11 protein-coding genes are annotated in these 13,557 nt (G+C 69.4%); 10 read left to right on the plus strand and 1 reads right to left on the minus strand.

Annotated elements, in window-relative coordinates:
* Positions 1–817: 817 nt before the first annotated feature.
* From ON29_RS35660 to ON29_RS07585, 9 genes are all read left to right on the plus strand, one after another.
* Complete coding sequence (locus ON29_RS35660; protein WP_157172686.1) at positions 818–1,369, plus strand: hypothetical protein; 552 nt, start codon at positions 818–820, stop codon at positions 1,367–1,369.
* A gap of 11 nt (positions 1,370–1,380) precedes the next feature.
* The gene (locus ON29_RS07550) at positions 1,381–3,015 is read left to right on the plus strand and encodes a hypothetical protein (protein WP_040865448.1); all 1,635 of its coding nucleotides are present in this window, start codon (positions 1,381–1,383) and stop codon (positions 3,013–3,015) included.
* 45 nt (positions 3,016–3,060) lie between these two features.
* Positions 3,061–4,527: a PPE domain-containing protein gene (locus ON29_RS07555; RefSeq protein ID WP_040865449.1), complete on the plus strand. Its 1,467-nt coding sequence runs from the start codon at positions 3,061–3,063 to the stop codon at positions 4,525–4,527.
* A gap of 22 nt (positions 4,528–4,549) precedes the next feature.
* Positions 4,550–4,888 (plus strand): YbaB/EbfC family nucleoid-associated protein, encoded by a 339-nt coding sequence (locus ON29_RS07560; protein WP_040865450.1) that lies wholly within the window; start codon positions 4,550–4,552, stop codon positions 4,886–4,888.
* Positions 4,885–5,610, plus strand: coding sequence for a hypothetical protein (locus ON29_RS07565; protein WP_063825259.1), 726 nt, complete (start codon positions 4,885–4,887; stop codon positions 5,608–5,610). Before ON29_RS07560 ends, ON29_RS07565 begins: the two co-directional genes overlap by 4 nt.
* The gene (locus ON29_RS07570; protein WP_040865451.1) at positions 5,607–5,981 is read left to right on the plus strand and encodes a hypothetical protein; all 375 of its coding nucleotides are present in this window, start codon (positions 5,607–5,609) and stop codon (positions 5,979–5,981) included. The genes ON29_RS07565 and ON29_RS07570 overlap by 4 nt, the downstream gene beginning before the upstream one ends.
* Before the next feature lie 37 nt (positions 5,982–6,018).
* Complete coding sequence (locus ON29_RS07575) at positions 6,019–6,339, plus strand: hypothetical protein (protein WP_040865452.1); 321 nt, start codon at positions 6,019–6,021, stop codon at positions 6,337–6,339.
* Positions 6,340–6,346: 7 nt separating this feature from the next.
* Positions 6,347–8,899 carry a hypothetical protein gene (locus ON29_RS07580; RefSeq protein ID WP_040865453.1) on the plus strand — a complete coding sequence of 851 codons (2,553 nt, stop codon included), beginning with the start codon at positions 6,347–6,349 and terminating at the stop codon, positions 8,897–8,899.
* Positions 8,900–9,043: 144 nt separating this feature from the next.
* On the plus strand, positions 9,044–10,987 hold the full coding sequence (locus ON29_RS07585) for a type VII secretion target (protein WP_040865454.1): 1,944 nt from the start codon (positions 9,044–9,046) through the stop codon (positions 10,985–10,987).
* Between the two features lie 323 nt (positions 10,988–11,310).
* Here the strand turns inward: ON29_RS07585 and ON29_RS07590 are convergent, their stop codons facing one another.
* Positions 11,311–12,465: a hypothetical protein gene (locus tag ON29_RS07590; protein ID WP_157172687.1), complete on the minus strand. Its 1,155-nt coding sequence runs from the start codon at positions 12,463–12,465 to the stop codon at positions 11,311–11,313.
* A gap of 142 nt (positions 12,466–12,607) precedes the next feature.
* On the opposite strand from ON29_RS07590, the gene ON29_RS07595 reads away from it, so the two are divergent.
* On the plus strand, positions 12,608–13,555 hold the full coding sequence (locus tag ON29_RS07595; protein WP_040865456.1) for a C40 family peptidase: 948 nt from the start codon (positions 12,608–12,610) through the stop codon (positions 13,553–13,555).
* Positions 13,556–13,557: the final 2 nt, after the last annotated feature.

Consider the following 13,557-nt stretch of genomic DNA (forward strand, 5'->3'; position numbering starts at 1 on the left):
GCACCCGGCCCCGGCGCCTGCTCCACCCGAGGAGCCACCACACCACCCGGCACACCCTCACCCGACAGCGGCTGCGCAACACCAGCGGGCGGCCCCACCTGCCCAGGCACGACCTGACCCGGCACACCCGACGGAGCCGAAACGCTCGGCGAATTAGACTGCCCCGGCTGCCCGGCGCCATTGGATTGACCGGGTGCCGGAGCGCCCGCTTGACCCGGCGGAGCGGAAACGCCCGGTTGTCCCGGTACGGCCGCACCCGGCCGTGACCGCTGCTGATCCGCCCGGCTCGACCACGGCGTCACCGGTCCGGTCTGCTGGTCTTCCGCCGTTTCCGGCTCTTGCGCTGCTACCTCGACCCCGGTGGGCCAGATTTCAGCAGAGGTCATGATCGTCCCCCGGTTGTCGGTGCCATCGGCAGGTGGAGGATGCCCGAGCGGTAGGTTCGAGCAGTGGGTCGCAGACGTTCATCCAACCCATCCTCACAAGTCGCTGTGAACTGATCTGGCAGCCTGGACAATTCGCGCAAGTCAGTGTAGTTGGATTCGGACCGGCCTCCCCGGTTCTGCCAGCGCTGAGCTTCCCGGAGTTGGGAAGCCTCGACAATGAAGACGTCGAAAGTAGGTCTCACTCATGGTCGATCGTCGCGTACACCGCTCTGGTCGACGATGGGGAGTTCGATCGAAAGGCGGACTTTGCCGTGGTGAGGCACCAGCCTTGCGAGCCTCTGACCCAGGTGGTGTCGGCCGCAATGGACGCAACTGAAGACCGGTCGACCGCCGTGCACCGGCGTTCCGCCTAGCATCCGGGAGGTGATCTCATGGGCTTCTTCGGCATTCCATGGTCGAGTGTCGGTAAGTTCGCGCTGACCACCGGCCTCACCGTTGCCGGTGGCGCGCTCGGGTCGGTCGTCCCGGGTGTCGGCACGGCGTTCGGCGTTGCGGCGGGCAGTGCCCTGGCCGGCTTCGCGACAGAGACCCTCTACGACAAAGTGGTCGAGGACAAAAGCTGGGGAGAGTCTCTCAGTAATGGCGCCGAAACCGGCGCCTTTGCACTGCTCGGAGGCGGGGCCGGTGGTGCCGCCCGGGCCATGGCGAACGCGGGAGGGCGAAGCCTGCTTACGCGGGCGGCTACAGGCGCGTTCAACCCTGGTATCCGCAACCCAGCCGCGAACATCGGAGCCGCGTGGACCGCGCGCGGCGTGTCGTTGAATGCGGCTCGCGGTTGGTTGACCGGCGCCGGCGTGGGTGCCGGTTTTTCGGGCGTCTCGCATTCGGGAGGGCCGGGCTCGGCTCCGGGACAAGGGCAGTCGTACCCTGCGACGCTGCCGACCAAGCCACTGAATGCATCGACGACGTTTAGCACCAGCTGAGGGGTGGCGCTATGGCCGACATGCACCCGATGCTGATGCCCGATCGAAAGAAGATTCAGGAGGGCGACTACCCCCCTGAATGGGTCTTCTCGGTCTTCACCGATTCCTGCTTCAAGACCTTGTATCAAAACTTCGACGGGATCTGGAAGATTCTCGGCAAAGATGCCAAGGGCGATCCCCCCAAAGCTCCCGAAGTGCCGCAGGTCCCCCCTGCGAACGTCGGCAGTTTCACGAACTACGCGGAAGTAGCGGTACAACTTCAGCGGTCGTACACCGACCTGAACGGCAACATCACCGAACTCGTGAACTCGATACGCGAATCCGGAAAATGGTCCGAGGCGGGGCAGAAAGCGACCAACAAGGTAATCGACGAAAAAGTCGTCGCGAAGGCCCCTACTGCTCCACCTCAAGGCATCCAGATCGACAGCCATATCTTGACTTGGGTCAGCGCCGCCAACGATTCCCTCGCGAGCGAGATCGATGCCGTCAGGCAGGGGCAGAGCGGCGTGGCCAAGGATATCGACGATCAGACGAAGATGATCAAGGACCTGCAAAATCAGATAAAGAAACTGGAGGCGGCGCAGGCCGACCCGGCGGGCACTCCGCCTCCCGTCGATACGTCGAACTGGCCGACGACCCCCGGCACTCCCGGCACGCCCGACCCGACGATCCCGCCGGCCGTGGACAACAGTGACTTCCCCCCCGGCTTGGACGGTCTCGACGACCCGACCAGTCCCAGCACGACGCTGCCCGATCTGGACACCCCCGGTGGCCCCGGCTCGACCGGTCAGACGCCGAGCAGCCTCGACCCCAGCGGGACCACGCCGGGCGTGACAACCCCCACGACGCCGAACGTGCCGCAAACCCCCGCCGCGTCGCCGATGGGCTCCGGCATGGACATGATGAGTTCCATGCTGCCGATGATGATGCAGCAGGCGATGATGCGGAACATGGCCGACCAGGACCTGAACAGCCGTCGCAGGGACCTGGATCCGAGCCGCTACGACGACGAACTCGATGCGGTCGCTCCGCCGCCGGTCACGCCGCCGGTCACGGCCCAGCCCGCGGTCGTGCAGCCGTCCACGACGGCTCCGGCGACGCAGCACACCGGGACGCCCACCGGCACGACGTCGTCCACGCAACCCACGGTGGCGCCGGGCCGTACCCCGGGCGCCGACGGCAGCGTGGAATACACCTTCCCCGACGGGCGCACACAGAAGGTTTCCGCGATGGTCGCCCAAGCCCTGGACGCGGCGTTCGGCAACCGCAGCGCCACCGACGCGCAGAAGGCGTACGAGAAGACGTCGGCGAAGTGGTCGGACAAGAAACAGATCGGCACTCCGGTCGACCCGTACCAGCTGATGACCGGAGACGTCGCCGTATGGGAGAAGCGGACTGCGATCCTCGTGGTATTCCCCTCCGAGGATGGTGCTGGCACGCTGGAGGCCATCATCGACGGCGAGCTCAAGCCGTGCAACCCGCCGGAGATGACCGATAAGGCAGGAGAATTCGGTAGCTTCACCGGGTTCGTGCATCCGAAGGGCATCGAAATGACCGCGCCGGCAGACGGGGGCGCGCCCCCGACGACGCCGGGCTCGGCCGATCAGTCCGCGGCCGCGGCAATGCCGGTTGTCGCGGCGGGCTGATCGTGCGAGCAATGTGACAGCGGCGGATGAGGAGAGGAGGTCGCGATGGCGCTGAATGTGGATCCGCAGGAACTCGTCGCTGCGGCATCGAAACTCGCCGCGATGGCGCGCGACACCGGGGCCGCGATCCCCGGCGGATGGGTTGTGCCCGCGGGCGCTGACCCGATCTCGGCTGCCGCGGTGCCGCAGCTCAACGCGCAGGCGGCATCGCTGCTCAACGGAATGGCCGGTGTTCTCACCGATATCCAGCGCACCGCGTACAACATCGGCGCGGCAGCCGCGGATTACACCGCGGCCGACGACCGCGGCGCCCGGACCATCAACGGCAGCGGCGGTGAGCTCCTCGCCAATCCGGTAGGCGATGTACAGGAGATCGGCCAGCGGCGACCGCCCGCGCTGCGGTTCCCTGTCGCGGGCGGCGCGGTCGACCCGTTGACCTTCGCCCAGCAGCTGCACTCGGGCCCCGGGCCCGGTGCGGCAAAGGGATTCGCCGACGCGCTGCGCAAATTCACCGCGGGCCCCCATCTGGCGGCCATCGAGGGAGTGAATTCGGCGGCGAAGTCGATGCAGCACTGGGAGCCTGTGGGCACCGCGGCGGCGACCGAACTCGGCCAGCGCGGCGGGTGGCTCGACCAGCTCGGCACCGGTCTGGGGATGCTGGCCGACGGAATCGACACCTACAGTGACGCGTTCCGCACCGCGAAGGCCAAACATCCCACACCGGAGGAGATCATCGCCGCGCGCAAGGAGCTGATCACGGCGATGCGCTCCAAGAACGAGCTCGGCATCCAGGCCGCCTTGGCGAAGTTCAACGAGCAGAACGCTCGATCGGCGGAGACCATCACCGGTTACTCCACCGAAGTCGGCTCCAAGGTCGGAGCGAGTGAGGGTGCCAGTGAGGGCGCGGGAAAGGGCGACGGCAGCGGCGACTCCAGCGCGTTGACCCAGATGCTGCCCGCCCTGATGAGCGCGATGGCCTCGGCCGGAATGCCGCTGAGTCAGCTCGGGCAGTCGGACACGTCGGACATCGGTGACGACTACGGCCTCGACGAGTACGGCTACGACGATCTCGGCATCCCGAGTGGGCTCGGTACGGGCAGCCCGAGCGGGATGCCCTCAGGCAGCCCTGGCCTCGGCATCCCGGATATCGAGGCGGAAACCGTCGCGGCGACCGCCCTGCCGGTGGCTGCGGCGGCCACCCTGGGGTCGGGCATGCCGCGGGCATCGGTCATCGAACCCCTCGGTACCTCGTCGGCCGCCAACGCCGCTGCGGCGCGCGGCGGTTCGCCGATGATGCCGTACATGCCGATGTCGCCGGGCATGGGCAACTCGGGCAGCAACAACGACCGCAACCGGGTCGTGGCGTGGCATCCCGACCGCTTGATGTACGTCGACGACACGCCGCACACCGAAGCGGTGATCGGCGAACGGCCGACCATCGCCCCGACCGTCACCCCCCCGACGCCCACACCGAGCAACCAGACCCCTTCCCAATCCGGAGGTAACGCATGAGTGAGCACAGCGAGGTGGAGTCGTGAGTTCCATCCACCCGGACGTGCAGGCGGCTTTGGACGCCGCCCGCGATCTCCGGCACCGGATCGCCGAGATGCGGGAGAAGATCGACAACATCCGGGCCCGCAGGCCGTCGCCGAGCGGCGCGGTCATCCCGGAGGTCGACGCGATGGGCAAGTTGACCGATCTCTACCTCGCTCCGGGGACCGCCGCGCGCCTCACCGGCCCGGAACTGGTAGCCGAGATCATGGCCGCCATCCGGGAGAGTACCGCCGATGCGGCGCGGCAGTACCAAAGTGTCATGGAGACGCCCATCGAGGGAACCGAGCCGGTCGCCACCGCTTCTGGGCAGTCCGGATGACCGAGCCCGCCCCGGACGTCACCGTCGCCGACACCGTCCGGTGGCTGCACGACGAGGGGCTGGTCCGGCTGGCCGGGGTGGCGGAGGGCATCTCGGAGACGATCGTCGCCTACACGATCGACGTCGCCACCGGAACCGTCTCCGCGCATCCCGCCACCGGCGGCGGAGTCGGCGCGGACGTGGTGTCGCTGGCCGCCGACGACCTTCCGTACCCCGTCGGCACTGCCCGGCGTCTGGTGATCGCCGGCGTCACGACCACGGACGCGGTACTGGTGGTCGACTTGGCGGCGACCCTGACGATTGCGATCAACGCCGACCACCCGGAGCAGACGGCCCGGTCCTGGGTGCTGCAACTGCTGTTGAACCCGGAGGTCACGATCACCACGAACAGCGCCGACGTCGCCATCGGCAGCAGCGCCCGGTTGCGGCAGAGTTTCATTCCGGGCGGCGGCGCGACCCTGGTCAACGTCGACGACACCCGCCCGCCGGTGACGGCGGTGACGTTGAACCCGGCTACCGAAGGTCCCGACCATCTGGACGTGGCTCCGGACGGCACGGGGGAGCTGTATCTCGGTGCCCGGTTCTGGCAGTTGCGCCAGATCATGCGTATCGAGGACGCCGCCTGGTCCGCGCTGGCGGCGCGCCTGGAATCGGTCACCGACGATTCCGATTACCTGACCGATCCCCGCCCCGGCGAACGATTCTCGGAGACCAGCCGATGACCGACATGCACCCGATCCAGGTGGACGACTACGACTTCGATGACGACGACCAGCCGGAGGCCGCGGCACCGGACTGGCGGAACATGACCTACGAGGTGTTCAACCCCGACCACACCGTCGGCGTCGGATGCGACCGGGACGGCGAGATCATCGGCCTGTACATCACCGATGACGCCCGCGACAACGGCGACGAGTGGTTGGCGTCCCAAATCGTGAAGCTCGCGCGGCTGGCGCACGCGAAGTCGCGCGTGGGGCTGCGGGCCGAGATGGAGTACAAGGGGACCCGTTCCTACACGATCGACTCGTTCGATCTTCCGACCGAGGCGTCGTATCGCGCCATGGAGGAATCCGAGTTCCGACGCGACACCTGAGTTGCCGACCGCCGCAACGGCGAGACAGGACAGCGACATGACCGACGCATTCGATACCGACGACCCGCACGAGGTGGTCGCCGCCGCGCACAAGTTCCGGACCGCGATCGCCACGATCGGCGGCCAAGTCGGGCAGATCAGTGATGGTTTCGTCGCGCCACGGCGACCGGAATCGGAGATCGACCGGCGACTGGTGGCGCATACGCAGTGGATCAAGACGACGTTCGAGCGCGCTGTTCGGGCCAACGGCCGCCGCGTTGACGCGACGACACAGGTCACCGCCCAAGTGTCCTACACGCACGCCGACGCCGATCGCGCAGGCGCCGCCGCGGTGCGCCGCCGCACCGAATCCATCTGACTCGCTGATGGAACCGGAGCGCCACAGTCCGTACTGGGACGCCATCGTCGGCGACAACTGGCCGGCGATCTCGCCGGGGGACTGGAGTGCGCTGGAACGTCTCGCGCGAGACGGTGCGGGGGCGCTGGACTTGCTCGACGCCGAGAGCAAACGCCGCGGCTTCGACGAACATGCCCGCTCCAGTGCCGGTCTGCAACCGATCAAGGACGACATGCTGCGCCAGCGGATGAACCCGCAGGCTTTCGCCGACGCGCTCGAGGCCGCGGCGGACACCTTCCGGGATTTCTCCGACCTGGTGTATCGGACCCGCAACAAGATCTTGGACATCGTCGAGGAGACCACCTCGCGGATCAACGCGACGAAACGCGCGGCCGCGGCGGAAGAGGACGAATCGGATGCCCAGGCCCTCCGTAGCCGGATCCCCGGCATGATCGCCGCCGCCAGGGACGACGTGGAGGATGTCGTTCGCGCGGCGCTCGGTTCGATCAGCCCGCAGGGCCTGCCCAGTTTGGGCTTGATCGCCGACGCGCTGGGGCAGCCGGGGCCTTGGGAGCCGGGCCACCGCAGTGCGGACGACCACAGCGGGGACGTCCATCACCAGCACCGGCCCGCGAAGGACCACTCCGGCAATCCACGGCACGACGGCTCGCAGCGGACGAATCGGCCGAAAGACGATTTCCCGGTTACGGTGCTCCCGCAAGATGCCGACGACCGACCGGTGACCACCGATCCGTTCGGCCCGCTGTTGCCCGGTGACGAGCTCGGGGAACGACCCGGTCCCATTGCCACCGAGGACACCTCCGGTCCGCCGTCGACCGGCCCGGTGCCGGATCAGTACATCCCCGGGGGACCGACGACCGTCCCGGTGAACACCGCGCCCGGCGGTGGCCTGGAGGACGGCCACGGTCTGCCCGCCGCGGGCGTTCCACCGCGCGGGCAGGTCACCGGCACCGAGCACATGGCACCGGGCCGGGATGCCCCGGTGGACAGCGATGCTCAGGATTCGGCCGGTCCGGACGCGCGGGATTCCCGTCGGAGCGATCCCGATGTCCCGGCCGAGGCGGCCGAGCCGGTCGAGTCCGCGACTCCCGACCGCTCCGGCACCGTTTCGGCGGAGCAATCGCACGACACGGCAGCAGAGCAGTTCACCGGTTCCTCGGTGTCCGCAGCCGACTCCGGTACGTCGGTGCCACCGCCGCTGATCCTTCCGCCACCGGTCGCTGCCCCTGCTTCCACCGCACCGTTCGCACCGTTCGCACCGGCTGCCTCGGCCGCTCCCGCTGGACCGGCGGTCTCCGCTCCGGCGGCCCAGGCCGGCTCTGTCCCCCCGCCGCAAGTTCAGGCGAAGCAGACGGCGCCTCCGCCCAGCGAATCGCGTGGGCCGGTCGCCACCCCCAAGATCACGGCGGCGAGCGCGGGACCGCCACCGGGTGCGGGCGGCGCCGCCAAAACGCAGCCACCGGAACGGACCGAGCAGCGCACCGACGCGGGTAAGGACGGCGCGGACGACAGCGACGAGTCGATGCGCACTGTGGTCGGTGCGGCCATGACGTCGGCGGCCGCTCCGGCATTCGTCCTCGGCGAGCGAGTGGACGGCGATCTGGTGCTGGCCCGCACGCTGTTGAGCGGGGTGCTGGCGGCGGGCGGTGATGCCGTCCTCGGGCTCGGCTGGGCGGTTTCGGTGATGCGCCATCCCAGCGGTATCAGCGCGTTCGTCACCTCGAACGAGGGTCGCGGCTGGATACCGGCCGGGCTGTACCTGCCGCGTGAGCTATCCACCCCGTGGGTGTGGGAGGTGGCCGAGAACGCGTGGGAGGGCGTCGCCGATCCCGCACGCGTGCTGGCGGAATTCGGGATCGCCTGGGGCCGCAGGTCCGGCGCACGGCTGACCGCGATCGCCTCCTCGGCGGAGGTCGATGCCGATCTGCGACGGCAGCTGGGTGACGTGCCGATCGAGGGCGAAGTGGCCGCCTCGTCGGCGATGGATTTCAGCGCACCGAAGCCGAGTCTGGCCGACCGCCTCGAATTGGTCGGGGCCGCGGCGCTGGTGCGGCGGGCGGCGGCCACGCCGGAGTCGGAGATCGGAGTGCGATGCTGGGAGTTGGCCTCGGACGCGCACGCTCGCGTCCACAAGGCCGGTCTCGGCTCGCCTGCCGCGCTGGGCGCGCCCGCGGCACGCGAGCGGATCCTCGGCGCACTGCGGCAGGGCCGCGAGGTGTCGCAGGAGTTGTGGGAGGAGCTTCGGGATGCCGACGACCTGCTTACCGCGACAATGCTTTCGCACCGCGCCGATGTGTCCAGAGTTGCGCTGGGTGAGCTGCGCGCCGACCAGGCCGACGGCAGGCACGCATCGGAGATGAGCGCGCTGCGCGCCATGGTCTTCGAGCGGCGGTGCGACGAACTCGTGCTGCTGCTCGCCGAGGCGGCGACTCGGCAGACTCTGCGCGACGCGGTGTACGCGCACGCGCAGATCGTGAGTCACCCAGGTTTCGTCGCACCGGCTCCCACCCCCGCCGCGCCCGCTCGGCGACCGACCATCACGGCGGGGCCGGGCCGCTGAGCGGAAGCCGAATGCCGCGTCGAGTAACGCGTCGCCGCATACCGACCCTGGAGCGACCGCGCACCGGGCAACCGTCTCGCACTCCCCATCTCTGGGAAGAATCGACAATAGGGGGACGTGTGGTGGGAAAGGATTTGATCGAGCATGCCGAACAGCATGGAAATCGACCCTGCCGTTTTGCGTCAGCTGGCCGACCAGCACGACCGGGTCGCGCACGACACCAGGGAATGGGCCAAACCGCCCACGGAATGGCTCGCGAACTTCCTGCCCACCTACGGCAAGATCGCCTATCCGGTCTACGAAGCGCTGGAACGGTACTACGACGCCCGGCAGCGGGCGGGTGAGGCGCTGGCCAGCGAACACGATCGCACCGCTGACTCGCTGCGCGCGTCCGCGAACGCCTACGAACAATCCGACGAGGATTTCGCCAGCCACATCCGGCAGGCAGGCGGCCTGACCGATACGCCGTCCTCCCCGACGGCGCCCCCCGGAACCTCGACCGATCCCTTCGGTTCGAACCGCCCGATCACTCCACCCGGTTCCGCGCCCGGCGATGGCCCGGTGACGGCCGACCCCAGTTCGGCCAGGCCGGTGTCCACCGATCCCGCCGCGGCGGGCCCCGGCACCGCCGAGGACAATCCGCTCGCGACTTCGCCGGGCGGACCCAACGGGGCATCCCCGGCTGGTACGGGTGTGCCCGGTGTGCCCGGCGCGACCGCCGCTTCGGCAGAGCCGGGGAGCACCAATGGCGCGGGCACGCCGAACGCGCCCGGAACGTCGACACCCGGTGGGCCGTCGAGCACCGGCGTGACCGCGCCGGCGACGGCGGGCGTGCCGCCCGCCGGAGTCGGCCCGCTCAACGCGACCCCGGACGATCGAGCCGCCACGCAGCCGCCCAGCGGCGCGACGGGACGAACGGACATGCCGCCCATGCCGGTGCCGGTCGCGAGCCCGTTCGCCGCCGCCGTCGCCTCGGCGAAGGACAAGGAGGCCGAACCCGTGTACGTCGTCGGCGGCCAGGTGAACGACGACCTGGTGCTGGCCAAGACGCTGCTCGGCAGCGTTCTCGCCGCCGTGGACTCGCCGGTGGGCATGGCCTGGGCGGTCGCGGTGATGCGGGGTCCCGGGGGAACGGGCGTCTTCATCACGTCGAACGAAGGCCGCGGCTGGTTGCCCGCCGGGTTGTTCCTGCCACGCGAAGTCTCCACTCCGTGGAACTGGGACGAGTTGCTCGCCGCCGACGACGGCGCGGGATCGCCATGGGAGGGCGTCACCGACCCGGCCCGGGTATTGGCGGAATTCGGCCTCGCCTGGGGCGCGAAGGCGAACGCGAATCTGTCGGCCCTCGTCTCGTCCGGGCCGATCGATCCCGGCTTGCGCTCACGATTCGGAGAAGCGGCGATGGAAGGGCTCGTCAGTCCGTCCTACGACGTCGACCTGCGCGAGTTCACCCCGGATACGGCCGACCGTCTCGGCTTGACCGGTTCGATCGCGGGCCTGGAACACGTCTCGTCGGTACCGGACACCCAGGTGCGGTCGCGCTGTGTGGAACTGGCCGCGGATGCCCACGGGCAGGTCGGCCGGTCCGGATCGGTACCCGCCGAAGCCGTCGCGTCGCGCCGGGTCCGGGAACGGATCCTGGCCGACCTGCAAGCCGGAAGGCCGGTGCCGCGCGAGCTGTGGGACGAACTGCGCGACGCCGACGACCTGCTGGTGGCGTCGATGCTCGGGCAGCGGGTCGACGTGGGCCGGGTGGAGATCGGGCAGCTGCGACTGGACGCCGGGGTTTCGCCGTTGCGCGGCATGGTCTTCGAGCGGCGCTGCAACGAACTGGTGCTGCTGCTGGCGAACGAGCCGAGCAGGCAGACGCTGCGCGACGCCGTCTATGCCCATGAACAGGTCACGCTGCACCCGCAGTTCGTCTCGACCCCGGCACCCGTCTCCACCGCCGTGCAGCCCGAGCGCGTCGCCCGGCCCGCCTCGGTTCCGTCGGTCAGCGCGCCGGAAGTCGCCGGAGGGCCGCCGCCTACCGTCGTGGCCGCGCCCTCGACGCCCCCGCCGCCGGTGTCGCCTTCGGAGCAATCGTGAAAGACGTTCCGCGGTAAGGGACCGGCGCTGTCCGGGCCGCGGCAGGCCCGTCCTGCCGCGCCCCGGGCAGCGCTTTTCTCAATTCGACGACGAACTATCGGGGGCGCGCTCGACGAGGCGATGCGACGCGTGAGCGGCGACGACACGAGTCCCGGCAGCTCGCGGACAGCCACCGACCGAGACGGGCAGCGGCTGTCGCGCCCGGCTCCACCCATGCGACGTGCGCGGATCGGTACGACGCCGGTAGCGCGCCGGCCGCCTCCCTTGGCGCCGAATCGGCGAGAGGCGCAGTGAATTGCCGACCGGAAAGGCGCTGGATCGGGCTACGTCTCGATGACGGGACTCGCTTCGGCTTCCTGTTCGTCGACGACCGCCGCACCCTGTGTGGGCTCCCCGCCGGGCCGGTCGGACGCGGCGCGGTCCCTGGTCAGCCGAACCGGTATCACGGCGGGTGCCGTGGTCACCGTCGGAGTGGCGTTCGGATCGTCGGCCGGTGCGGTATTCGCCGCCGGGGCGGCGGTGACGCCGCCGGGCTCCGCGGTGGCCGGTTGTGCGGCGGGCGGTTGCGCGTTCGGATCGCCCGGGGGCGGCGCGGCAGCGGGCGTGGCCTGATTGCCGGGCGGCGGTGCCTGGCCCGGCTGTCCCGGAGCGCCCTTGTGCTCGTTCTCCTCGGCCTTCTTCGCCTTGTCCTCGTCGGCTTTATGCATCATCTCGGGTATCTGCGAGATCAGCGGCATCGCCGCCATCGGCAGCATCGCGAGCATCGGCAGCAGCGACGACAGTCCTCCGTCACCACCCCCGCCGCTACCGCTGCTGCCCGCGGATGTGCCCCCTCCGCCGTTCTGACCACCGCCGTTCGAGTTGCCCTTTCCTTTGCCGTTGGCCATGTCCTCGTTGAGGTCGGCGATCGCGGTGACCTTGTCGTAGACCGCCTCTACGGCGGCGGCGACCGCCTTCAGCAAGGGAAGTTCCTGAGCGGGCTTGAGTTTGGCGCTGCCCGCGGCCTTCAGCTTCGTATTCAACTCGGTCACGATGGTTTTGATGGACCGCAGGGCTTGCACCTGTTCGGCGGCGACCGTGACGGAGGTCTTGACCACCTGATCGTCCATCTGCAGCAATTTCAGCTGCCTGGCCTCGACCTTGTCGACGGTCTTGCGGTATTCGTCGTCCGCCTCGCCCTTGCCGAGGGTTTCGTAGATCGCGGGCTTGAGCAGGTCGTCGACTTTCGGCGGGGGAGCGGTCATGCCACGGCCGAGCAGGTCCACGGCGGTCTGAATGGCCGTGTCGGCCAATGCGATGAAGGCGCGCAGCCCTTCCGACGCACCGGCCGGGCAGTGCAAATCGACCAGCCAGAAGTGCTTGGCCTCGGAGGCGTAGCTCCCCAGGGGGGCGGATGCCGACACCGCCGCCTTTTTGGCTTCGGTATTCGTCGCCGTCGTCACCATGCCGCCGCCACCGCCTCTCAGAAGTCCTCCCATTGTCTCCGCTTCCCGATTATGGGAAGTGGTCCATAGTTCGATTACCCACCCAGGAATGGGAATACGACCGGATCGGTCGGGGCGACACAATAGCTGCAGAGTGTGAGAGGCGGTCGGTGATGAGCGATGGCGAGTCGGTCGAATGGCGCAGGCACTGACGAACGACCTGGACGGAGTGCTCCGATCGCTGCTCGAGCTGTACGGCGACGGCCAACCCGCCGGCCAGGCGGCGAGTGCGACCCAAGCGCTCGCCGCAGATCTGCGGGTCGCGTCCGGGGCGGTGGCCGTACGCTACGGCGAGGCGCAGGGCATGCAGCTGTCGATCGCGGAATCGCATGCGGGCAAGGACAGCATCGTCGGCAAGACCGTCGGCGAGTCCGGTGACGGAACGGTCAACGGCCGCGGCCGCCTGACCAATCACATCGCGGATTTCCAGAGCCGGATGCAGGCGATCGCCGCGGTGGGCGATACCCGCTTCAGCGGTCCCGCGCTGCTGGATGCCGCGCAGTCCACCATCTCCAACGCCACCAAGCAGGTCGACGCCGATGTCGCCGCCGCACGGCAACAGGCCGCGCAGATCATGCCGCCCGCGACGCCGGCGACCAGGCAGGCCCGGCACGGCGGTGCGCCGCGCAGGCGGCGACGGATGCGCTCGAGGTCCAGGTCCGCTTCCCGGCTGCGCCGCAACAACACGGTCCGCTCCGACGGGACGAAGGGCAGCAACGCGGTGCTGGCCGCCAGCGACTGGCTCGGTACGCCCTACGTCTGGGGCGGGGGCGGCGCCGGTGGACCCAGCGGCGGCGGGTTCGACTGCTCGGGTCTGACGCAGTACGCCATCGCCCAGGCCAGTCACGGCGAAGTGGTGCTGCCCCGAACGACGTACGAGCAGATCTACAGCGGCGTCCGCGTGCACCCCGAGGATGTACGCCCAGGTGACCTGGTGTTCCCCGCCGGATCGTTCAGCACGCGCGGGCCCGAGCACGTGCAGCTGGCCGCAGGCAACGGCATGGTCATCGAGGCGCCCTACACCGGCTCGACGGTGAAGTGGTCGCGTATGCCGAGCGAAGCCGTCGTCGTGCGCGTGCTGTGAGC

Source organism: Nocardia exalbida NBRC 100660, from assembly GCF_000308575.1.
GTDB lineage: Bacteria > Actinomycetota > Actinomycetes > Mycobacteriales > Mycobacteriaceae > Nocardia > Nocardia exalbida.